At 63.5% G+C, this 22104-nt stretch carries 24 protein-coding genes and 1 pseudogene; 12 read left to right on the forward strand and 13 right to left on the reverse strand.

Translation table 11 applies throughout. From position 1 onward, the window contains the following. The 5 genes and pseudogenes from ACYVOC_RS10260 to folC all read right to left on the reverse strand — a co-directional run. Window positions 1-138: pseudogene (locus tag ACYVOC_RS10260) on the reverse strand (O-succinylhomoserine sulfhydrylase); the annotation flags it as partial. 29 nt (window positions 139-167) lie between these two features. Next, entirely contained in the window at window positions 168-1673 is a 1506-nt protein-coding gene (gene purF / locus ACYVOC_RS10265; protein ID WP_116004296.1) for an amidophosphoribosyltransferase, read from the reverse strand. 91 nt (window positions 1674-1764) lie between these two features. Continuing rightward, entirely contained in the window at window positions 1765-2253 is a 489-nt protein-coding gene (locus tag ACYVOC_RS10270) for a CvpA family protein (RefSeq protein WP_116004297.1), read from the reverse strand. A 15-nt stretch (window positions 2254-2268) separates the two neighbouring features. Next, window positions 2269-3090, reverse strand: a complete 822-nt coding sequence (locus ACYVOC_RS10275; RefSeq protein WP_461161750.1) for an SPOR domain-containing protein — start codon at window positions 3088-3090, stop codon at window positions 2269-2271. Between the two features lie 24 nt (window positions 3091-3114). Then, the gene (folC, locus tag ACYVOC_RS10280) at window positions 3115-4440 is read right to left on the reverse strand and encodes a bifunctional tetrahydrofolate synthase/dihydrofolate synthase (protein WP_461161751.1); all 1326 of its coding nucleotides are present in this window, start codon (window positions 4438-4440) and stop codon (window positions 3115-3117) included. 47 nt (window positions 4441-4487) lie between these two features. On the opposite strand from folC, the gene ACYVOC_RS10285 reads away from it, so the two are divergent. The 4 genes from ACYVOC_RS10285 (at window position 4488) to argG (ending at window position 7464) form a co-directional block, all read left to right on the forward strand. Further along, on the forward strand, window positions 4488-4874 hold the full coding sequence (locus ACYVOC_RS10285; RefSeq protein ID WP_116006084.1) for an arsenate reductase: 387 nt from the start codon (window positions 4488-4490) through the stop codon (window positions 4872-4874). A gap of 116 nt (window positions 4875-4990) precedes the next feature. Beyond that, entirely contained in the window at window positions 4991-5662 is a 672-nt protein-coding gene (locus ACYVOC_RS10290; RefSeq protein ID WP_116004300.1) for a glycine zipper 2TM domain-containing protein, read from the forward strand. 114 nt (window positions 5663-5776) lie between these two features. Then, window positions 5777-6094: a pyrimidine/purine nucleoside phosphorylase gene (ppnP, locus tag ACYVOC_RS10295; protein WP_116004301.1), complete on the forward strand. Its 318-nt coding sequence runs from the start codon at window positions 5777-5779 to the stop codon at window positions 6092-6094. A 26-nt stretch (window positions 6095-6120) separates the two neighbouring features. After that, window positions 6121-7464 carry an argininosuccinate synthase gene (gene argG / locus ACYVOC_RS10300; protein WP_116004302.1) on the forward strand — a complete coding sequence of 448 codons (1344 nt, stop codon included), beginning with the start codon at window positions 6121-6123 and terminating at the stop codon, window positions 7462-7464. A 137-nt stretch (window positions 7465-7601) separates the two neighbouring features. Here the strand turns inward: argG and ACYVOC_RS10305 are convergent, their stop codons facing one another. Then, entirely contained in the window at window positions 7602-8267 is a 666-nt protein-coding gene (locus ACYVOC_RS10305) for a 7-cyano-7-deazaguanine/7-aminomethyl-7-deazaguanine transporter (protein ID WP_116004303.1), read from the reverse strand. Window positions 8268-8425: 158 nt separating this feature from the next. Then, entirely contained in the window at window positions 8426-9499 is a 1074-nt protein-coding gene (murB, locus tag ACYVOC_RS10310) for a UDP-N-acetylmuramate dehydrogenase (RefSeq protein ID WP_116004304.1), read from the reverse strand. A gap of 61 nt (window positions 9500-9560) precedes the next feature. Here murB and ACYVOC_RS10315 point away from each other — a divergent pair, with 61 nt between their 5' ends. From ACYVOC_RS10315 to ACYVOC_RS10325, 3 genes are read left to right on the forward strand one after another with little or no spacing between them, the layout of a single operon-like run. Beyond that, window positions 9561-10046 (forward strand): YajQ family cyclic di-GMP-binding protein, encoded by a 486-nt coding sequence (locus ACYVOC_RS10315; protein ID WP_116004305.1) that lies wholly within the window; start codon window positions 9561-9563, stop codon window positions 10044-10046. Window positions 10047-10072: 26 nt separating this feature from the next. Further along, a complete protein-coding gene (locus ACYVOC_RS10320; RefSeq protein ID WP_233521138.1) occupies window positions 10073-10726 on the forward strand; it encodes a retropepsin-like aspartic protease family protein in 654 nt (217 codons plus the stop codon). A 5-nt stretch (window positions 10727-10731) separates the two neighbouring features. Further along, window positions 10732-11757, forward strand: a complete 1026-nt coding sequence (locus ACYVOC_RS10325) for an HD-GYP domain-containing protein (RefSeq protein WP_116004306.1) — start codon at window positions 10732-10734, stop codon at window positions 11755-11757. A gap of 27 nt (window positions 11758-11784) precedes the next feature. On the opposite strand, the gene ACYVOC_RS10330 is transcribed toward ACYVOC_RS10325, so the two are convergent. The 5 genes from ACYVOC_RS10330 to ACYVOC_RS10350 form a co-directional block, all read right to left on the reverse strand. Further along, window positions 11785-12756: an LD-carboxypeptidase gene (locus tag ACYVOC_RS10330; protein ID WP_233521139.1), complete on the reverse strand. Its 972-nt coding sequence runs from the start codon at window positions 12754-12756 to the stop codon at window positions 11785-11787. A gap of 37 nt (window positions 12757-12793) precedes the next feature. Next, window positions 12794-14188: a tRNA adenosine(34) deaminase TadA gene (gene tadA, locus ACYVOC_RS10335; protein WP_116004308.1), complete on the reverse strand. Its 1395-nt coding sequence runs from the start codon at window positions 14186-14188 to the stop codon at window positions 12794-12796. 53 nt (window positions 14189-14241) lie between these two features. Further along, window positions 14242-14475: a hypothetical protein gene (locus ACYVOC_RS10340; RefSeq protein WP_116004309.1), complete on the reverse strand. Its 234-nt coding sequence runs from the start codon at window positions 14473-14475 to the stop codon at window positions 14242-14244. A gap of 1 nt (window position 14476) precedes the next feature. Continuing rightward, window positions 14477-15106 carry an FMN-binding negative transcriptional regulator gene (locus tag ACYVOC_RS10345; RefSeq protein WP_461161752.1) on the reverse strand — a complete coding sequence of 210 codons (630 nt, stop codon included), beginning with the start codon at window positions 15104-15106 and terminating at the stop codon, window positions 14477-14479. A gap of 100 nt (window positions 15107-15206) precedes the next feature. Next, a complete protein-coding gene (locus ACYVOC_RS10350; protein ID WP_116006086.1) occupies window positions 15207-16361 on the reverse strand; it encodes a branched-chain amino acid ABC transporter substrate-binding protein in 1155 nt (384 codons plus the stop codon). 295 nt (window positions 16362-16656) lie between these two features. Between ACYVOC_RS10350 and ACYVOC_RS10355 the strand changes: the two genes are divergently transcribed. Both ACYVOC_RS10355 and ACYVOC_RS10360 read left to right on the forward strand, forming a co-directional pair. Continuing rightward, window positions 16657-18090, forward strand: a complete 1434-nt coding sequence (locus ACYVOC_RS10355; RefSeq protein WP_461161753.1) for an aldehyde dehydrogenase family protein — start codon at window positions 16657-16659, stop codon at window positions 18088-18090. A 112-nt stretch (window positions 18091-18202) separates the two neighbouring features. Beyond that, window positions 18203-18766, forward strand: coding sequence for a DUF2889 domain-containing protein (locus ACYVOC_RS10360; RefSeq protein ID WP_461161754.1), 564 nt, complete (start codon window positions 18203-18205; stop codon window positions 18764-18766). A gap of 88 nt (window positions 18767-18854) precedes the next feature. Here ACYVOC_RS10360 and ACYVOC_RS10365 read toward each other — a convergent pair whose 3' ends face one another. Continuing rightward, the gene (locus tag ACYVOC_RS10365) at window positions 18855-19676 is read right to left on the reverse strand and encodes a type IV pili methyl-accepting chemotaxis transducer N-terminal domain-containing protein (protein WP_461161755.1); all 822 of its coding nucleotides are present in this window, start codon (window positions 19674-19676) and stop codon (window positions 18855-18857) included. A 203-nt stretch (window positions 19677-19879) separates the two neighbouring features. Here ACYVOC_RS10365 and ACYVOC_RS10370 point away from each other — a divergent pair, with 203 nt between their 5' ends. The 3 genes from ACYVOC_RS10370 to ACYVOC_RS10380 all read left to right on the forward strand — a co-directional run. Then, window positions 19880-20650 carry an SDR family oxidoreductase gene (locus ACYVOC_RS10370; protein WP_461161958.1) on the forward strand — a complete coding sequence of 257 codons (771 nt, stop codon included), beginning with the start codon at window positions 19880-19882 and terminating at the stop codon, window positions 20648-20650. Window positions 20651-20743: 93 nt separating this feature from the next. Next, entirely contained in the window at window positions 20744-21880 is a 1137-nt protein-coding gene (moaA, locus tag ACYVOC_RS10375; RefSeq protein WP_461161756.1) for a GTP 3',8-cyclase MoaA, read from the forward strand. A 23-nt stretch (window positions 21881-21903) separates the two neighbouring features. Further along, window positions 21904-22104: NTP transferase domain-containing protein (locus ACYVOC_RS10380; protein WP_461161757.1), on the forward strand; the 201-nt coding region annotated here is incomplete at its 3' end.

Genomic DNA, 22104 nt, shown 5'->3' on the forward strand with positions numbered 1-22104 from the left:
GTCGGGCTGGATAAAGCTGCTCGTCAGGTAGAGCGCCTCAGAGTGCTCGCCGTAAGCACTGCGGGGCAGGGCCTGGCGTACGGCCAGGGTGTCAGGATGCAGGCCCGAAGGCAATGCGGGGGATGTCAAGGAAGGCATTTTTTCCATCTGTCGGTCCGGGCCGCGCCTCAGTTGTCCTGGGCATTCGGCAGCGCAAGGCGCGAATGGTCTTCCTCGCCCTCTTCCGCGCCGCTGCGCCCCTCATTGAGCCGCTCAATGTCTTTCGCAGTGATGTCACCCGTCACGTACACGCCATCGAAACACGAAGCATCAAAACCGCTGATCTGGGTATTGAGCGAGCCAATGGCCTTTTTCATGCCTTCGACATCCTGGTAAATCAGGGCGTCGCAGCCAATCAGCTGGCGAATCTCTTCCACCGTCCGGTCATGCGCTACCAATTCACTGCTGGTGGGCATGTCGATGCCATAGACGTTGGGATAGCGCACGGGCGGCGCTGCGCTGGCAAGGTAAACCTTGCGGGCACCAGCGTCGCGGGCCATTTGAACGATCTCACGGCTGGTGGTGCCGCGCACGATGGAGTCATCCACCAGCAGCACATTGCGACCCTTGAATTCGCTGGCAATCACATTGAGCTTCTGGCGTACCGACTTCTTGCGCACACCCTGCCCCGGCATGATGAAAGTGCGGCCCACATAACGGTTCTTGACAAAACCTTCGCGGTACGGGAGCCCCAACAGATGGGCAAGTTGCATGGCACTGGGGCGGCTGGACTCAGGAATCGGGATGACCACATCGATGTCGCTCGGCGGCACCGTAGAGATCACCCGCTTGGCCAGCGACTCTCCCAGATTCAACCGTGCCTGGTAGACCGAGATGCCATCAAGCACCGAATCCGGGCGGGCAAGATAAACGAACTCGAAAATACAAGGGTTGAGCTGGGACGACTGCGCACACTGGCGCGCGTGCACCTGACCGTCCAAGGTGACGAAAAGCGCCTCCCCAGGCTCTACATTACGCTCCAACACAAGGCCGGTCCCCTCCAGCGCGACCGACTCGCTTCCCACCATCACAGTGCCATCCTTGCCGCGCCCCAGGGCCAGCGGACGAATGCCATGCGGGTCACGAAACGCCACCAACCCATGGCCTGCGATCAGCGCCACCACAGCGTAGGAGCCACGGATGCGCTGGTGCACGGCGCGCACCGCCGTAAAAATATCGTCCGGCTGCAGCGGCATGCCCCGCGTGGCGCGTTCCAACTCGTGCGCAAACACGTTGAGCAGCACCTCCGAATCACTGTCGGTATTGGTATGCCTGTGATCAGTGGAAAACAGCTCTGCCCGCAAGGCCTGCGCATTGGTGAGATTTCCGTTGTGCACCAGGACGATGCCAAACGGCGCATTCACATAGAAGGGCTGCGCCTCTTCTTCGCTGAACGCATTGCCGGCCGTGGGATAACGCACCTGACCCAAACCTGCATTGCCTGGCAGTGCCCGCATGTTGCGGGTGCGGAACACGTCACGCACCATGCCCTTGGCCTTGTGCATGAAAAATTTACGCCCTTGCTGCGTGACGATACCCGCGGCATCCTGACCACGGTGCTGCAGCAAAAGCAGCGCGTCATAGATCAACTGGTTGACAGGAGACGTACTGATGACGCCAACAATTCCACACATATAAGGTTTCCATCCATTGGCGGGAACCGCCCCGCTTGCCACCACACACCAGATGACCGCCTTCGGTCATCCATGCTTCATCAGACTGCCCTCACACGGGAAGGCGATTACTCAGCTCCTGCGGCAACACCGGCTTCAAGGTCTGAACCATCTCCGACAGCCAGACCGCACCACGCGATGCCTGCCACCAGTCGGCCTGGTGCAGTTGCATCAGGCCGGCGATAACCACCAGCACCAGCAGAATCACCAGCCCGCGCAACACACCAAACGCGGCGCCCAGCGTGCGATCCACCGGACGCAGACCCACAGCATCCACCAGTTTCTTGCCCAGCCATGCCAGAAAACCACAGGCAAAGATGGTCACGATAAACACCAGTATGAAACCCGCGGCATAGCGCACCGTATCCTGGGCGCCTTCCCAGGGAAGCAGTGCAGCCGCGTCCGCCGCAAACCACTGCGCCACCAAAAAGGCCACCACCCACCCCGCCAGGGATAGCACCTCGTAGACCAGTCCACGCCAAGCCCCCATCAACATGGAAGCCAGCAGCAGCGCCACGAACACCCAATCCAGCGCCGCCATGTGCAAGCCCCGAAATCAGAGCAACAAAAGGGACACAGGCAAGCCCAGCCCCTTGATGCGTGCTGCAGCCTTCTCAGCCTCAGCCCGGCCTTCAAACGGCCCCACACGCACCCGCGTGCGTTTGCCATCCTTGGTATCCACGACCTGCGTGTAAGTCTTGATGCCTGCTCTCTCAAGCTTTTGGCGCACTTCCCGCACCTTGTCGGCTTCGGCAAAAGCACCAATCTGCACAATAAACCGCTCTCCGTCGGCCGCGGCAGGCGCCACGGGCGTCTTGACGGAGCGCCCTTCCAGCAGCGCACGTGCGCGTTCGGCATCATCCGATGGTGGGGTGGCGCGTACAGGCGGCGCAACAGGCACTTTGCTCTCGGGTTTGGGCTCAGATTTGGGCTCGACGTGCTTGGGTAAGGGTGTGGGCGCAGGGGCAGGCGTAACCGCCGCTGTCGCAGCAGGGCGCACCTCGCGCGCCACGGGGGCATCGCTGGCCGCCTCGACCGCGACATGGGCGGGTCGCTCTGCGGGGCGTGTTGTATTAGAGGCAGGTGCTGCGCCGACCGCAGTGGCAGACGACTCCACCCCGGGCACGACCAGGGGAACCGCCTTGTTGCGATCAGGAATTTCGATCGGGATATCGACTTGGATCGGGCGTGGCTGCGTGTCGAACAGAATGGGAAACCCCACCACCCCCAGCAACACCAGCACGGCTGCGCCAATGAGCCTGTGGCGTGCCCGCCTGCGCATCACTTCGATGCTCTCGGCCTTTGCCGGACGGGCGGGCTTTGTGGCCTTGTCGCCCTGCCCCTTCTGGCCGGGCCACCGAAACTTGAAAAATGCCATGGAGTTGCAAATACCGTGACGGACTTAAGTGCCCAGATGCTTGGCCTGCAGGCGTGGCACACCATTCAGCAGCACACCGCCCACCGTATGGAAGGAGCCAAAGACCACGATTCTATCAGCGGGGTCTGCCGCCAGCATGGCTGCCTGTAGCGCATCGGCAGGGTTTGCATACTGGCTGCAGACCACCGGCCGCCGCCCCCCAGCCACCATTTGCAGTGCATTCCATTTCTGCTGCAAACCCGCCGCTGTTTCGGCCCTCGGCGTAGGCAGGTCCGTGAAATACCAGCAATCCACCAGCGGCCCGATTTTGGCGAGCATGGGGGCCAGATCCTTGTCAGCCATCGCTCCGAACACCGCATGGGTGACCGGAAAGTACCCCATCGCATCCAAGTTGGCCGTCAGCGCCGCCACCGAATGCGGGTTATGGGCCACATCCAGCACCAGAGCCGGCTGACCTGGAACAATCTGAAACCGCCCTGGCAACTCCACCAAGGACAGGCCATTGCGCACCGCCTGTGCCGTCACGGGGATACGCCCCCGCAGCGCCTCCAGAGCCGCCAGCGCCCCCGAAGCATTGACCAGCTGATTGGCCCCGCGCAGCGCCGGATAGGCCATGCCGGCGTAGCGGCGGCCCCGGCCCGCCCAGCTCCATTGCAGCTTGTCGCCTGCAAAATTGAAGTCCTGTCCAAACCGCCAGAGATCGGCGCCTATTTCGCGCGCATGGTCGATCACGCTTTGCGGCGGCATGGGGTCGCTCACTATCACGGGCCGGCCCGTGCGCATGATGCCCGCCTTCTCGCGCCCAATGCTTTCGCGGTCGGGCCCCAGATACTCGACATGGTCGATGTCGATGCTGGTGATCACGGCGCAATCGGCGTCAATGACATTGGTTGCATCCAACCGTCCCCCCAGCCCTACCTCCAGAATGGCCACATCCAGCAACGCATGGCTCATCAGGCGCAGGATGACCAGGGTGGTGAATTCGAAATAAGTCAGTGAGACATCGTTGCCGTTGAGCGTGCGCGCACCCTCCACCGCCTCGAAATGCGGCAGCAAATCGGCAGCGGCCACCACATCACCCGCGATGCGGCAGCGCTCCTCAAAATGCACCAAATGGGGCGAAGCGTAAACACCCGTGCGATAACCCGCCTCCTGAGCAACGGCTTCAATCATGGCGCAGGTAGAACCCTTGCCATTGGTACCCGCCACCGTGATGACGGGACAGTCAAAACGCAGACCCATGCGGCGAGCCACTTCGTTCACCCGGTCCAGGCCCATGTCGATATTGTGGGGATGCAGGCGCTCGCAATGGGCAAGCCAGCCTTCCAGTGTGTGAATCTTCTTTTGCATGCTGCGTGGGATTGTCGCCGACCGTGCGCCTGGCGCATGATGGCACCATGAAAAACCTGGATATCACCCTCTACGGCATTCCCAACTGCGACACCGTGAAGAAATCCCGCGCCTGGCTGACAGCGCAAGGCTGCGAACACCATTTTCATGATTTCAAGAAACAAGGCGTGCCCACCGACGCGCTGGCTCTTTGGATTGCTCACGCGGGTTGGGAAAAATTACTGAACCGCAAAGGAACGACCTGGCGCAAGCTGGACCCCGTGACCCAAGCTGCCGTCAATGATGCCGCCAGCGCCAGCGCGCTCATGCAAGCCCACGCCAGCGTGATCAAGCGCCCCGTGGTCGAGTGGCGCAGCGGCAGCGAGGTACGAGTCACCGTCGGTTTCGACGAACCCTCCTGGCTGGAATGCCTGAAAAACAGTCCTTCTGTCTGAAAGTGCACATTTCTTTACGTCGATTTACCAAGCGGGAGGGCTGTCTTTGCGCTGCACCGATAAACTTTTAACCAGTCTGGCGCGTTATAGGCAGATAAGCTGAAAGGGGCTTCTCCATGAAAAAACTGGTTTTGTTTTCCATCGTCCTCGGCACAGCAGGTCTGGCCGCTGCGCAAGAGCAAGGGCGCGTGCTGTCGGTCACGCCCATCGTGCAGCAGGTGGCCTACCCCCGCCAAGTGTGCAGCAACGAGACCGTTTACAGCGGCCAGCGCACCACGGGCGGCGGCGCAGTATTGGGCGCCATTGCAGGTGGCGCAGCCGGCAATGCCATTGGCAAGGGCAATGGCCGCGCCGCAGCTACGGCCATTGGCCTGATTGGTGGCGCGGTGCTGGGCAACCAGATCGAAGGCCAGGGCCGTCCAGAATACGAAACCGTGCAGCGCTGCGGCACTGAAACCACCTACGAGAACCGCACCGTAGGCTACAACGTGGTGTACGAATACGCAGGGCGCCAGTACAGCACGCAGACCGCCACCGACCCAGGGCGCTACATCGCCGTACAGGTGCAACCTGTGGGCAATGCAGCGCCGTACAACCCAGGCTACTCCAGCCAGCAACCCGACTATTACGACCAGAGTGGCTATGCCCAGCCTGGCGTGGTGACATCGCCCTACGCTGCCCCCCAAGGCAATTCGGGCGTCACGATCATTGAATACGGCTACGAAAACGATGGTTACCGCCACCATCGCCCTTATCCGCCACCGCGCTACAACCCTTACGCGCGCTGACCCACCAAGAGCCCCGCCCGGGGCTCTTTTTTTGCCCTCTCCGGCCCGCCAGGCGCAGGGGATGACAGTGGCCTAAAATCGACGGTTTGTCCCAGTAGCCTCCCCACATCCTCCATGACCACCGAAAAAATCGACGGCGTGTCCGTCACCACCCAAGCGAATGTGTACTTTGATGGCAAGTGCGTCAGCCATGGCATCACTTTCCCTGACGGCACGAAGAAATCGGTGGGCGTGGTGCTGCCGGCGACCTTGACCTTCAATACCGGAGCGCCCGAAATCATGGAATGCGTGGCGGGCTCCTGCGAATACAAGCTGGCGGGCAGCGAAACTTGGGTGAAATCTTCGCCCGGTGACCAATTCAACGTGCCCGGCAACTCGAAGTTCGACATTCGCGTGACCGAGGCCTATCACTACATCTGCCACTTCGGCTAAATCCACACCGCAACGGACACCTGCAAATGGCCACCATTCTTCAAAATCTCCCCCGCGGCCAGAAGGTCGGCATCGCCTTCTCCGGCGGCCTGGACACCAGTGCAGCCCTGCTCTGGATGAAGCAAAAGGGCGCTCTGCCCTATGCCTACACCGCCAACCTCGGCCAGCCCGACGAGCCCGATTACGACGCCATTCCGCGCAAGGCCATGGAATATGGCGCCGAAAAAGCCCGCCTCATCGACTGCCGCACCCAACTGGCCCACGAAGGCATTGCTGCACTGCAATGCGGCGCGTTCCACATCAGCACCGGCGGCCTGACCTACTTCAACACCACGCCACTGGGCCGCGCCGTTACCGGCACCATGCTGGTGGCCGCGATGAAGGAAGACGACGTCCACATCTGGGGCGACGGCAGCACCTACAAGGGCAACGACATCGAGCGCTTCTACCGCTACGGCCTGCTCACCAACCCCGCGCTCAAAATTTATAAGCCCTGGCTCGACCAGCTGTTCATCGACGAGCTGGGCGGCCGCGCCGAAATGTCGGCCTTTATGACCGAGCACGGCTTTGGCTACAAGATGAGCGCCGAGAAAGCCTACAGCACCGACAGCAACATGCTCGGCGCCACGCACGAGGCCAAAGACCTGGAGTTTCTGAGCAGCGGCATCCGCATCGTCAACCCCATCATGGGCGTGGCTTTCTGGAAGGAAGACGTGGCCGTTAAGGCCGAAGAAGTTTCGGTGCGCTTTGAAGAAGGCCAGCCCGTGGCGCTCAACGGCGTCGAGTTCAGCGACCCCGTCGAGCTGATTCTGGAAGCCAACCGCATCGGCGGCCGCCATGGCCTGGGCATGAGCGACCAGATCGAGAACCGCATCATCGAGGCCAAGAGCCGCGGTATCTACGAAGCCCCCGGCCTGGCGCTGCTGCACATCGCCTACGAGCGCCTGGTGACCGGCATCCACAACGAGGACACCATCGAGCAGTACCGCATGAACGGCCTGAAACTCGGCCGCCTGCTCTACCAGGGCCGCTGGTTCGATCCCCAGGCCATCATGCTGCGCGAGAGTGCCCAGCGCTGGATCGCGCGCGCAGTGACCGGTACGGTCACGCTGGAGCTGCGCCGGGGGAACGACTACTCGCTGCTCAACACCGAGAGCCCCAACCTCACCTACGCACCCGAGCGCCTGAGCATGGAAAAAGTGGAAGACGCGCCGTTCTCGCCCCTGGACCGCATTGGTCAGCTGACCATGCGCAACCTCGACATCGTGGACACGCGCGCCAAGCTCGGCATCTACGCCAAGAGCGGCCTGCTGTCGCTGGGCGGCAATGCGGCGCTGGCGCAGCTGGGCGACGACACCGCGAAAAAATAAGTATCAAATGAGCCTCCAGCGCTTTACCATCAAGCGCTGGCAGCTATCAAATCAGGATCAATCCGCCCGCACTGCAAAGTCGGGCGGATTTTTTATGGGCCAGAGATCTGCAGGCCCAAGGGACAACGACAAGCGCATCAGGCCACCGTAGGCTGCGGGGGGCGCCCCACGGCACGCACGATGGCCGCAAGCAGCGCGCCGTAGGCGGGCACAAACAGCAGCAGGCTCACACCGAGCTTAATGGCGTAGTCCACCCAGGCGATTTCAACCCAATGCGCGGCCATGAACGCATCCTGGCTGCGCCAGAAAGCAATCGCGAAAAAGGCGGCCGTATCCAGCGCCTGGCCAAAGACGGAGGCGGCCGCTGGCGCCAGCCACCAGGCGCGGTTTTTCTGTCGGATGCGATCGAACACCTGGATGTCAAGCAACTGCCCCAGCACATAGGCCGCAAAGCTGGCCAGGGCAATGCGGAACACAAAGGTATTGAAGCCCCCCAGGGCATCAAAGCCATTGAAATGCCCGTCGCGGAACAGCACGCCCACGATGTACGAGGCCACCAGCGCGGGCACCATGGCACGCGCGACCACGCGCCGCGCCGGCGCCTTGCCAATCAGCCGAACCGTGAGGTCGGTTGCCAGAAAAATGAACGGAAAACTGAACGCCCCCCAGGTGCTGTGAAAGCCCAGCAACGTGATGGGCAACTGCACCAGGTAATTGCTGGCAATGACGATGGCGATATGCAGCGCCACCAGGAGGGAAAGATAGAGCGGCACGCGGGATGGCCGCGCCTGAACGAGGGTCATGAAAGTCCTTTTTTGTGAATGGGGGCGAGGGAACCCATTGGAATGAAATGGCAGGAGCGATTATAAGCAGGCCACCGCAATGGTCCTACGGCAAGAATTCAGGTATTTTCAGGCTCCAGCGCTTATGCACAAAGCGCAAACAGCTATTAATTTTGAAGCTACACCACGACGGGCTCGGGCTCCAGCCGGATGCCAAACCGTTCGTACACACTGGTTTGTATGGCCTTGGCCAGCGTCATAACCTCTCCGCCGGTCACGCTGTCGGCACCGTGGCCGCGGTTGACCAGCACCAGCGCCTGCTTTTCGTAGACGGCCGCTTTGCCCACGGTCTTGCCCTTCCAGCCGCAGGCGTCGATGAGCCAGCCGGCCGCCAGCTTGATGCGGCCGTCGGGTAGCGCGTAGTGCACGATTTTGGGGTCACGGGCGATGATGTCCTGGCACTGCTCGGGCGTGACAGTGGGGTTCTTGAAGAAGCTGCCGGCATTGCCGATGACGGCCGGGTCGGGCAGCTTGGCGCGGCGGATGTCGCACACCCAGTCAAAAATTTGCTGCGCTGTGGGCTGGGCCGCGCCGGCCTCCTGCGCACGGCGTTCCAGCTCCAGGTAGCCCAGCTCGGGGCGCCACACCTTGGGCAGGCGAAAGCGCACCTGGGTGATAACCGCGCGCCCTGCCAAGCCCATGCCACGCGGCAGGCTGCCCGCACCGTCAACGGCAGAGGGTGCATGCTTGAAGACGGAATCACGGTAACCAAAGCCGCATTGCGCCGCGTCGAGCGTGAAGGCTTCACCCGTGGCCAGGTCGATGGCATCCAGCGCATCAAACCGGTCCTGCAGCTCAATGCCGTAGGCGCCGATGTTCTGTACCGGCGCCGCGCCCACCGTGCCGGGGATCAACGCCAGGTTTTCCAGGCCGGGCCAACCCTGCGCCACGGTCCAGGCCACCGTGTCGTGCCAAGGTTCGCCTGCACCCACTTCGACGATCCAGGCACCAGGGGTCTCGCGCACCAGCCTGCGGCCCATGATCTCGATCTTCAGCACCACGGGCTTGACGTCCCCGGTGAGCACAATATTGCTTCCGCCGCCCAGCACGAATACCGGCGCCTGGCCCAGGACCGGGTCGGCCCGCAGGGCGGCAATATCTTCGACAGAGCGCACCCGCACCAGGGTTTCGGCGCGCGCGACGATGCCAAAGGTGTTGTAGGGCTGCAGGGACACGTTTTTCTCGACTAACATTGCCAGGATTGTCGCACCGGGCCCTTTGCCACGCGACGCGCTGATTGGAGAAAGACCTGCCATGCCTACTTTTGATACCGTTTGTGAAGCCGACTTTGTCGAGGTGAAAAATGCCGTGGAGAACGCGGCCAAGGAAATTGGCACGCGCTTTGACTTCAAAGGCACATCTGCCGCCGTGGAGCTCAAGGACAAGGAAATCACCCTCTTCGGCGACGCCGAGTTCCAGCTCACCCAAGTGGAAGATCTGCTGCGCAACAAACTGACCAAGCGCAACGTGGACGTGCGCTTTCTCGACATCGGCAAGCCGCAAAAAATCGGTGGCGACAAGGTCAAGCAGGTGATCAAGGTACGCAATGGCATCGACAGCGAGTTGGCCAAGAAGCTGCAGCGCCTCATCAAGGACAGCAAGCTCAAGGTGCAGGCCGCCATCCAGGACGAGAAGGTGCGCATCACCGGCGCCAAGCGCGACGACCTGCAGGCCGCGATGGCGCTGATCCGCAAGGACATCACCGACATGCCGCTGTCGTTCAACAATTTCCGCGACTGACCGCCCGTCGCTGCCCGGAGTCCTCTATGCGGCCCCACTGCCCCCCCCTCGTGGCCAGTGTGCTGGCAATGGCCTTGCTGGCGCCTGGTGCAGCCTGGGCGCAGGCCGTGTCGCTGGCCGGCATTCTGGGAAGCAAGGCGCTGTTGGTGGTCGATGGCTCGCCGCCCCGGGGCGTGGCCGCCGGAGAAACCCACCAGGGCGTCAAGGTGGTTTCCGTGGGCCGCGATGAAGCCATGATTGAAATCAAGGGCGCGCGCAGCACCGTGCGCCTGGGAGAAGCCCCGGTCAGCATCGGTGCCCGCACCGGCACAGGGCGCAAGGTGGTGCTGATGAGCGACAGCCGGGGACATTTTGTCAACCAGGGGCTCATCAACGGCAAAGTCATGCAGTTCATGGTGGACACCGGTGCCACCACGGTCGCCATTGGCCGCCCCGACGCCGACCGCATGGGCCTGGACTACAAGAAGGGCCAGGCCGTGCAAATGAGCACTGCCAACGGCGTGGCACAAGGCTGGCGCATGCGGCTGGACTCGGTGCGCATTGGCGAGGTGGAGGTGCAAAGCGTGGATGCCATCGTCACACCCCAGGCCATGCCTTATGTGTTGTTGGGCAACAGCTTTCTGGGTGAATTCCAGATGACCCGCACCAACGACCAGATGGTTCTGGAAAAGCGTCGCTGAACGCCATGCTCGCTGCGCCATTGGCCCGTACCGGGAACGACGAAGAATACGAGGACCTGCTGGGCCTCTGGGGCGACCTGGAGTCCGGGTTGTCCGTGTTGCTGTCGCGCCCCCTCCATGCGCAGGATTTCGCGGGCAAGATCCGCCAGTTCGACCAGTGGCTGCAGGACCTGGTTGCGCACGACATCGACGCATCGCTGTACCTGATGTTCCAGTTGGCAGCAACCTCCACGGTGGGTTACAGCACCTCGCATGCATTGGTGTGCGGCACGCTGTGCCACATCATGGCGCGCGAATTCTGTCTGCCTGGAAACGAGCGCAATGCCCTGGTGCGCGCCGCGCTCACCATGAACATCGGCATGACAGCGCTGCAGGACGAACTGGCAGGCCAGCGCGAACTGCCGAGCGCAACGCAAAAAGACGCCATCCATATCCACCCCCTCAAGGGCCAGGACATGCTGGCGCAGCTGCACATCACCAACGATCTGTGGCTGGACCTGGTCGGCCAGCACCATACCCGCGTATCCGAGACAACGCCCTTGTTCCAACTGGACGCGGTGGACAGGCTCACACGCATTCTGGGCACCATTGACCGCTATGCAGCCATGATCAGCCCGCGCAAATCCCGCCCGGGACGCAGCGCCACGGACTCGGTGCGCGCACTGGTGGGCCAAGAAATTGAGGAGCGCGATGAAGTCGGCCTGATGCTGGTACGCACCGTGGGCTTGTGCCCACCAGGCACTTTTGTGCGGCTGGACAACAACGACATTGCCGTCGTTCTGCGCCGCAGCGACAAGCCCAACCTGCCACTGGTGGCCAGCCTGATCGACGGCCAGAACCACCCCCTGAGTGAAGCACGACTGCACCAGACGGCCCATGGCAAGCCGCGCATCCAGTCGGCCCTGGCCCGCACTGCCGTCACGGTAGAGCTCAACCACCGCACCATGATGCGCTTGGGCCAGTACACGGCCCAGTACATCACGCCCTGGACAGGCTCGGCCAACCAGCCCACGCAGCCCATGCCTTTGTAGCCCGACAACGGGCTGTGGTGCAGGGGGTCAATGCCCCCAGTAAATCAAGGCGTCACGCCCGCTCACCGACAGATCGACCTGCGCGCCGACGGGCAGCAGCACCTTGGTGTCCACATGGCCATAGGGCAGATGGGTGAGTACCGGAATGCTGATCTGGCTGCGCAGCCAGTCCACCACGGTCTGCAGCTTGTAGCCCTTGTCGTGCGGCGCCAGCTTGTAGTTGGTGAACTGCCCGAGGAGCACCGCCTTCTGCTGGGCCAGCACGCCAGCGTGCAGCAACTGCGTCAGCATGCGCTCGATGCGGTAGGGATGCTCGTTCACATCCTCGACAAACAGAATGCCGCCCGGCACCTGCGGCAGATAGGGTGTGCCCACCAGCGAGGTCAACACCGCCAGGTTGCCGCCCCACAGGCGCGCCTCGGTGATGTCCAGCTCTAATTCCGCAGCACCGGCCATGGCCGCACGCCGGTCTTTGGGCATGCGCCAGCCCGCACCTTCACCATGGCCCATGAGCAGGTCGTCAAAGCAGGCCTCCATGATGTCGTCCGGGGTGCCCTGCACGCCAAAATCAGCGCCCAGCGAAGGCCCGGCCCAGGTGATGGCCCCGGTCTGCGCCATCACAGCGCACTGGAAGGCCGTGAAGTCGCTGATGCCCACAAAGTGCATGCCACTGTCGATGGCGCGGGCCACAGCGGCGTAGTCGATACCGGGCAGGATGCGGGTCAGGCCGTAGCCGCCACGCGAGATCAACGCCACATCAGCGCCGCTCGCTGCCGCGCGGTGGATGGCCGCCAGGCGGGTTGCGTCGTCGCCAGCAAAACGGGTGTGCGTGGCCAAGGCGTCGGGGTCTATCTCGACCTCATGACCCAGGGCCTGCAGGCGCTTGACGCCCCGGCGAAAAGCCGCCTTGTCGCGCACCGCGCTCGACGGCGAATAAATATAGATGTGCCGGGGGCCATGGTCGTGGCCGCAGTGGCAGGTGTCGTGGTCAGAAGGCAAGGCGCCCGGGCCGCCAGGCGACCCGCTCCGTGAAAGCTCAAAACCGGAAGTATTCCACAGCCTGCCGCGCAATCGCCTCACCATGCTCCTGCACGAAGTGGCCCGCCTGCGGCAGCACCACCGGCGGCGGGCAGCCACGCACCGTTTGCTGCAACTGCGCCATCACAGGCGGGCCCAGCACCGGGTCTTGTGCACCCACAAACAGCAGGCTGCGCCCCGCCCAGTCCGTGCGCCAAAAATCACGCGCGGCCCGCGACAGCGCCGCGCCCGGCGCCTGGGGTTGGTCGGGCACCATGGCCGGAAAGGCGCGCAACGCGGCGCGGTGGCCTGCATCGGGAAACGGCGCATCGTAGGCGGCGCATTCATCGGCCCCCAGGTGCGGATTGCCCCGCCCCAGCAAGCGCCCCACGCCAAACAGCGGCTTGTCGGCGCACATCTGGCGCCAGTCCAGAAACCCCTGCGACAGCGGTGCGTCGCCCGTGGCCAGCAGGGTGTTCATGGCCAGCAGCCCAGCAAAGCGCTCGGGCATGGCCATGGGCAGCGTCAGGCCCAGAATGCCGCCCCAGTCCTGCACCACCAGCACCACCCGTTGCAGGTCAAGCCGCTCCACCAGTTCCAGCAGCACCTGGCGGTGCCCGTCGAAGGTGTGGAACGAGGTCTTCTTGGGTTTGTCGCTGCGGCCAAAGCCCATCAGGTCGGGCGCCACCACGCGGTGGCCCGCCGCCGTAAACACGGGCAGCATGCGCCGGTACAGGTAGCTCCAGGCCGGGTTGCCGTGCAGGCACAACCAAGTGATGGGCGCGTCCTGCGGGCCTTCGTCCAGGTAGTGCAGCCGCAGGCCTGCCAGCGCGGGCAGGTCGCTCACATAGTGCGGGGGCCAGGGGTAGCCCGGCAGATGGGCAAAGCACGCATCGGGCGTGCGCAGCGCATCGTCGCGCAGCGGGTGAGCGGCCTGTGCTGCAGCGCGCTGCTGGCTGCGCCGTTCCCGAAAGAACGCCGCCAGCAGCGCTGCGCATTCATCGGCCAGCACCCCGCCCTGCACCTGCGTTTGGTGGTTGAGCTGCGGGGAGGCGAACAGGTCCACCACCGAGCCTGCGGCACCCGTTTTGGGATCCTGCGCGCCAAAGACCACGCGCGGCACACGCGCATGCAGCATGGCGCCACTGCACATGGCGCAAGGCTCCAGGGTGACGTAAAGCGTGCAGCCCTCAAGCCGGTAGTTGCCCAGGCGCTGCGCTGCGGCGCGCAGGGCCACGATTTCGGCGTGCGCCGTGGGGTCATGCCCTTGCACCGGGGCATTGCGGCCGGTGGCGATGACTTCGCCACCGCGCACCACCACAGCTCCCACAGGCACCTCGCCCGCCTGCCCGGCGGCCTGGGCCTGCGCCAGGGCCTGGCGCATCCAGTATGCATCGGTTTCACTGTTTTTCATGCTATTAATTAGATAGCTAATAGCGCTTACCTATAAAGCGTTAGAGGCACTTTTTATTCACCATCTTCAGGCATGGGCCGTGCCTGCTGCAGGGCGCCTTCGAGCGCCTTGCGGTATTGGTCTTGCACCTGCTGGCTTTGCTGGCGCACGTTCGCAGGCTCCGACGCTGCGGTGGCGGGCTGCAGCACGGGGATGGCGGTGCGCGTGGCGGCCAGCTGCTTCTTGATCACCATACCGACAACCGCCAGTGCCACCAACAAAGATACGATTCCAAAAGCCATGCGCATGTCACACCTCCTGTGCGGGCACCATGCCCAGGGCTTCCATCCACCGCGCCAGGGCCTGCGCGTCCGGCCCGCCACTGCGATACGCGGCGTGCAGGGCAGCATGGGATTCCTTGCGGTGCTGGTTGAGCTTGAGTTTGCACTGCAGGTCGGTCACGCGCAGCTCGAACGCCACGATACCGGCCAGCATCTTGCGGGCAAAGTCCTCGCCCAGGGCACGCCACTGTGCGGCATAGGCGGGTTCATGGTCGCCGATCAGCGCCTTGAGCAGCGCATCCTTGGCGTCGGGCTCCTCGACCAATGTGGCCTGCACGCGGCAGTGCACGGCCAGGTAGTTCCAGGATGGCACACGCGCAAGGTCGGGGTAGACGGACGGCGACAAATAAGCCTGCGGGCCCAGAAAAGTGACCAGGGCCTGCGGGCGCAACTGCAGGTAGCGCCAATGCGGGTTGCCACGCGCGCAATGGCCCAGCAGGACCAGACCATCGCTGCGCTCTTGCAGGTGCAGCGGCAGATGGCTGACAAACGGGAAGCCTTCGTCGTCGGTGGACACCAGGCTGGCCAGCGGATGCGCACGCATGAGGGCGTGGGCATGCGCGGGGTCGTGGCTCTCGAAATGTGCGGGAAGGTACATGGCGCGTGGCTCGCAAACAGCTTCGTAGCCCGCCACTGTATCGGCAAAACGGCCGCACGCAGTCACGCTGCGGTGCGGCCGTTGGCAGAACGCCCCAGGGTCAGTTCCGCGTCACGCGGGCGTTGTCCTTGTAGGTGTAGAGCGTGACGGCGGGCGTGGTCAGCTCACCCTTGGCAGTAAAGGCGATGTTGGCGGTCACGCCCTTGTACTGCGTCTTGCTGATGAACGGCCCATACACCTGGGGATCCACCGAGTCGGCGCGCTTCATGGCGTCCGCCAGCACCATGGCGGCGTCGTAAGCGTAGGGGCTGTAGATCTGGAACTGGCCCGGGAACTTGGCGTCGTAACGCTTCTTCCATTCGGCGCCGCCCTGCATTTTGGCGACCGAGGCACCGCCCGTGGCGCAGGTCACGTTCTGGAGGATGGGGGACTTGCCCGCCAGTTCCGGCAGTTTTTCGGTGCACAGCGCGTCGCCTCCAAAAAATTTCACGTCACCCAGACCCAGCTGCACCATCTGGCGCAGCATGGGGCCGGCCTGCGCGTCCAGGCCACCGTAGAAGACGGCATCGGGCTTGGTGCTCTTGATCTTGGTGAGGATGGCCATGAAATCCGTGGCCTTGTCGTTGGTGAACTCCTCGGCCACGACCGCCATGCCCTTTTGCAGCGCAGTGGCTTTGAACACCGATGCCACGCCCTGCCCGTAGGCCGTGCGGTCGTCAATGACGGCCACTTTCTTGAGCTTGAGGGTGTCGGAGGCAAACACGGCCAGATCCGCGCCCAGTGCATTGTCGTTGGCAATCAGGCGAAAGGTGGTCTTGTAGCCAGGCTTGGTCAGATCGGGGTTGGAGGCCGACGCCGTGATGTTGGGCAGGCCGCAGCGCGAATAGACCGAGGCGGCCGGAATCGAGGTTCCCGACTGCAGGTGCCCCACCAGGCCTGCGATCTTCTGGTCGCACAGCTTCTGCGCCACGGCGGTGGCCTGGCGCGGATCGCCCGCGTCGTCTTCGGCCACCAGCTCGAACTTGATCTTCTTGCCGCCAATCACCAGGCCCTGGGCATTGAGGTCATCCACGGCCAGGCGCACGCCGTTTTCGGTGTCCTTGCCAATGTGGGCAATACCACCCGATACGGGACCGGCATGGCCCAGCTTGACCACCTTGACATCCTGCGCAGCCGCCAGGCCACAAGCAGCAGCCAGAGCGGCAGCGGCCGTCAGTTGCAGAGAAAAGCGAATACGGGTGGAACGCAGGGACATCAACATCACTCCAGTGGGGGGAAAACCATGCTGTGGAAACCGCAACCGGGCACCACAGCGCGCATGGGTAAAAACCCTTGGATCGTAACGAACAACACCTACCAAACTTGGGCGCAGGGTTTTGTGCCGACAGCGCAGGCCATGCATTAACACCGCTAATACAGCCCACGGAACCCGGTCACACACAAAACCATGTTGCTACACTTTTAATAGCTATTAACGCTTACCCATAAAGCGCAAAAACCTGATTTAACCCTGAATTCCCAAGCCAAACCAATTGCCGCACAATGCGCCCATGCAGTTCAATTTCATTGCCAACACCACCCTCGTGTCCACCAGTGGCCGCACGCTGGCGGTGATCGACCCTTCCGATGGCCTGCCTTTCGACGCCTTGCAGCGCAGCAATGCGCAGGACATCGACCATGCCGTCCACGCAGCACGCCAGTGCCTGGATGCCGTGTGGCACAAGTTGGCCGCCGCCGAGCGCGGGCGGCTGTTGATGCGCCTGTCCGCCACGGTGCAGGAGCATGCCGACGAACTGGCGGCGCTGGAGCAGCGCGACTGCGGCAAGCCTACGCGCCAAGCCCGCGCCGACGTGCAGGCGTTGGCACGCTACTTCGAGTTCTATGCCGGGGCTTGCGACAAACTGCACGGCGAGACCATTCCCGGCCAGCCGGGCTACAGCGTGCTGACCTGGCGCGAGCCGCACGGCGTGACGGGCCATATCATTCCCTGGAACTACCCGATGCAGATTTTTGGCCGCAGCGTGGGCGGCGCACTGGCGGCAGGCAACGTGTGCGTGGTCAAACCTTCCGAGGACGCTTGCCTGAGCCTGCTGCGCGTGGCCCAGCTGGCGGCCGAGGCAGGCTTTCCGGCGGGCGCCATCAACATCGTCACAGGCTACGGGCACGAGGTGGGCGATGCACTGGCACGCCACCCGGGCATAGACCACATCAGTTTTACGGGCAGCCCCGGCGTAGGCACCCTGATCCAGCAGGCCGCCGCCGAACGGCACTGCCCCGTCACGCTGGAGCTGGGCGGTAAAAGCCCGCAAATCCTGTTTGCCGATGCCGACCTGGATGCCGCCCTGGCCGTGCTGGTCAACGCCATCGTGCAAAACGCCGGCCAGACCTGCAGCGCGGGTTCGCGCGTGCTCATCCACGCACCGCTCTACGAACCCCTGCTCGAACGGTTGGGCCAGGCTTTTGCGCAGTTGCGTGTGGGGCCCGCCGCCATGGATCTGGATGTGGGGCCCTTGATACGCGCCAGCCAGCAGCAGCGCGTGTGGGACTTTCTCTCAGACGCTCAGGTGGCCGGCATCCCGATGGTGGCCCAAGGTCAGATCGTGGACGAGGCTCCCGAGAGCGGCTTCTACCAGGCCCCTACCTTGCTGCGCGACGTGCCCGTCGACCACCGCCTGGCCCAGGAAGAAATTTTTGGCCCGGTACTGTGTGCCATGCCGTTCGAAGACGAGGACCACGCAGTCGAACTGGCCAACGCCACGCGCTTTGGCCTGGTGGCCGGCGTGTGGACGCACGACGGCGCACGCCAGTTCCGCATGGCGCGGCGCATCCGCAGCGGTCAGGTGTTCATCAACAACTACGGTGCGGGCGGTGGCATCGAGCTGCCGTTTGGCGGCGTGAAGTCGTCCGGCTACGGCCGCGAAAAAGGCTTCGAAGCACTGTACGGTTTCACCACGCTCAAAACCGTGGCGTTCCACCACGGCTGACCAAGGGCAGTGCGGTTTGGCCGCCGCAGACCCATCCGCTCCGCGCTCTCCATGGCGCGGCCGCCCCCACGCGGCGGCACCTGATCAATCGACAAACCTGGAACAAGAATCCATGCCCCTGAGCCCCCCCGCCCTTCGCGCCCCCCGACACCACCGCCGCGTCCACTATTACGGCTACGAACGCGACGACGGTCTGTGGGACATCGAAGGCGAGCTGCACGACAGCAAGATGCAGGACACGCCCTCTTTTCGCAACCAGGGCATACACCTCGCTGGCGAGCCCATCCACCACATGTGGCTGCGCGTGACCGTGAACCGTGAACTGGTCGTGCAAGCCATCGAGGTGGCCATGGACACCTACCCTTTGAGAGACTGCCCCCAGGCCGAGCCCGCACTGCAGGCCTTGGTAGGCCACAGCATGGCGCGTGGCTGGCGCCACGCCATCCAGCAGCACCTGGGTGGCGTGGCCAGCTGCACCCACCTGCGCGAACTGCTGTTCAACCTGGCCACCGCCGCCTTCCAGACCTTGCCCGCCGCCTTCACGCCGGCCGACGCGGACGAGCCGCCACGCCACCTGGGCCAGTGCACGGGCTGGAATTTGGAGGGGAACGGGGTGCGGCTCTATTACCCGAAGTTCTACCGCGGCCAGCCGGGCGCTGGCGCACACGACGACTGAACGCGCGGTGGAATGGCGGTAAGTGTGCCGTGTGACCCCAAAGGGCCTGCGTTGCGCAGGCAGGGCCCGGCAGACGGGGCCGGGAAAATCAGCCCAGCACTTCTTTGAGTGCCGCGTCATACAGGCCGGTCAGGCGGTCGGTTACTTCCAGCAGGCGCTCGCTGGTGGTGCCCACCGTCTCCAGTGCACGCTCGTCGGGTTTGCGCTGCAGGGCTGCATCGAAAAACAGCCACTGCGAATCACCCAGGGCCAGTTCGTTGCGAATGGCAGGGGTGGAGATCGGTGCGGCAGCCAAATTGGCCATGGCCAGCCGAAACTCGGCGGCATCGGCCTTCATTTCATCCAAGGTACCCTTGCCTTCGAGCTTGGCGGCCAGCAAAAAATAGTTTTTGGCCAGGCGCTGGGACAGCGCACGCTGGCGGCCTGCGGTGTTCACCAGCCGCGCTGTACTGGCCTTGGCAAACTTCTCAAACGCCTCGGTCGCTGCCTGCGATGCCGCCATCATCCGATCAGACTGCACCGCCACCGCTGCAACGGATTCGCGCGTGGGTGGCATCACCAGCAAGGTGTCCAGCACATCGGACTGCTTCTGGATTTCAGTCACATGCCGCGCCAATTCTGCGGGCCACTGCACCTTGGCCAGGTCCTCAAAACCTGAGCGCACCAGCTGCCGTGTCGCCGTCAGGGCAAGGCGCGCTTGGTCTGGCAGGGTATGGAGGTGTATCTGGCAATAAGTCTTGGCAATGCGCTGCGACAACGCACGAAAACGGGCTGTGCGGTTAATGGCCGTGGACACCGCCAGCTGCGCATGGGCCGTAGACAGCACAGGCATCAGCAACACCGCCGCGAGGGACTGAAGCGTGGCGCGGCGGTTGTTCAGGGAGTCCGGTCGAAAAGCAAGGGTTTTCATGGATTGGCAGTGCCGGTAATTTTGGATCGCATTCTGATTGCAACAAGGTGTGAGCACCATGATTCAAATCAAGGAGCACGATCGCAAACAGCCTTGCCACGGAAAATCCAGCAATGCACAGCCACTGCTGACCGCAATCCAGGCCCACCAAGGCGTGCGAAGGCAGCACAATGGCGTCTCCCCCGTTTCAGGAGATACCCGTGATGCGCCTCCAAGGTCAATCCATCATCGTCACCGGCGCCGGCAATGGCATCGGTGAAGGCATTGCCCGGCGGCTGGCAGCCGAGGGCGCAAAGGTAGTCATCAACGACATCCATGCAGCCAACGGCCAGCGCGTGGCAGACAGCATCGTGGCGGCAGGTGGCATCGCCACGTTCTTCCAGGCGGATGTGACGCAGTCAAACCAGGTCCAAACCATGGTGCAAACAGCTCTGAGCCACTATGGGCGCCTCGATGTGGTGGTCAACAACGCGGGCTGGACACACCGCAATCGCCCCCTTCTGGAGGTGAGCGAGGAAGAATTCGACAAGGTCTATGCCATCAACGTCAAAAGCATCTACCTCACGGCTATCCACGCCGTGCCCGCCATGCGCGCCAACCCGGGCGGCAGCACCGGCAGCTTCATCAACATTGCCTCCACCGCTGGGTTGCGTCCCCGGCCGGGGCTGACCTGGTACAACGGCTCCAAGGGTGCCGTCATTACCACCAGCAAGTCGATGGCGGCCGAACTCGGGCCTGACAACATCCGCGTCAACTGCATCAACCCGGTGTTCAACCCCGATACGGGCCTGTCTGCCGAGTTTGCCGGAGGCCCGGTGAACGATGCACGGCGGGCCCAATTTCTTGCCAGCATTCCGCTGGGGCGGTTTTCCACGGCGCTGGACGTGGCCAATGCCGCGCTCTACCTGGCCAGCGACGAAGCCGCTTTCATCAGCGGCATCTGCATCGAGGTGGACGGAGCCCGTTGCGTCTGACAACATGAACCTGCCCCCCGTAAGGCTTGACATGGCGCAAGGGTGGCCACTGCCCAACAGACCCCTGGTGCGCAAGTGGGGCAGAATTGCCCCATGTCTGAACGTGTCATTCCGCTGGTCGATTACCGCACTGCAGGGCTGGTGCCCGTCGTGCCCGAACAGCCCACCGCCCCTGCGGGCCTGCTGACGGACACATTGGGCCGCCCACTGCGCGATCTGCGCATCAGTATCACGGACCGTTGCAACTTCCGCTGCAGCTACTGCATGCCCAAGGATGTGTTCAACAAGGAGCATGCCTTTCTGCCCCACAGCGCGCTCCTGAGCTTTGAGGAAATCACCCGCCTTGCACGGCTTTTTCTGGCACATGGCGTGCGCAAGATCCGGCTCACCGGCGGCGAACCCCTGCTGCGGCGCAACGTGGAGGCGCTGGTGGCACAACTGGCCGAGCTGCGCACTGTGGACGGCCAAGCCCCCGACCTGACGCTGACCACCAATGGCTCGCTGCTGGCACGCAAGGCGCGTGCGCTCAAGGATGCCGGGCTGCAGCGGGTCACCGTCAGCCTGGACAGCCTGGACGATGCGGTGTTCAGACGCATGAACGATGTGAACTTTCCAGTGGCCGAGGTGTTGGCGGGCATCGAGGCCGCACAAGCCGTCGGCCTCGCGCACATCAAGGTCAACATGGTGGTCAAGCGCGGCACCAACGACCACGAAATTCTGCCCATGGCGCAGCATTTTCGCGGCAGCGGCGCCACGCTGCGTTTCATTGAATACATGGATGTGGGCGCCACCAATGGCTGGCGCATGGATGAAGTGCTGCCCTCCGCCGAAGTCATTGCATGGCTGCAGACCGCACTGCCGCTGGTGCCGTTGGCCCCCAGTTCACCTGGCGAAACGGCCGAACGCTGGGGCTACGCCGATGCGCACGGTCAGCACGACCCTTTGCAGGGCGAAGTCGGCGTGATCAGCAGCGTCACCAAGGCATTCTGCGGCGACTGCAACCGCGCCCGCCTGTCCACCGAAGGCAAACTCTACCTCTGCCTTTTTGCATCCCAGGGCCACGACCTGCGCAGCCTGCTGCGTGCCGGTGCCAGCGACGAAGCCATCGCTGCGGCCCTCGCGCCCATCTGGCAGCAGCGCACCGACCGCTACTCTGAGCTGCGATCGAGCCTGCCTGCCGATGCAGGCCACAGCGCACAACGTGTGGAAATGAGCTACATCGGTGGATAGCCCGGCGGGCTACCGGCTGCAGCATGCGCCCCTCGATTGACCCACGGGACATGACAGGCCTGGTACTGGCCGGCGGCCAGGGCACCCGCATGGGCGGCATCGACAAAGGGCTTGAGCTGTTCCAGGGCACCCCGCTGGCCTTGCACGCACTGCGCCGGCTCCAGCCCCAGGTGGGCCGCACGCTGGTCAACGCGAACCGCCATCTGGACACCTACCAAACCTTT

Source organism: Simplicispira piscis (assembly GCF_054783455.1).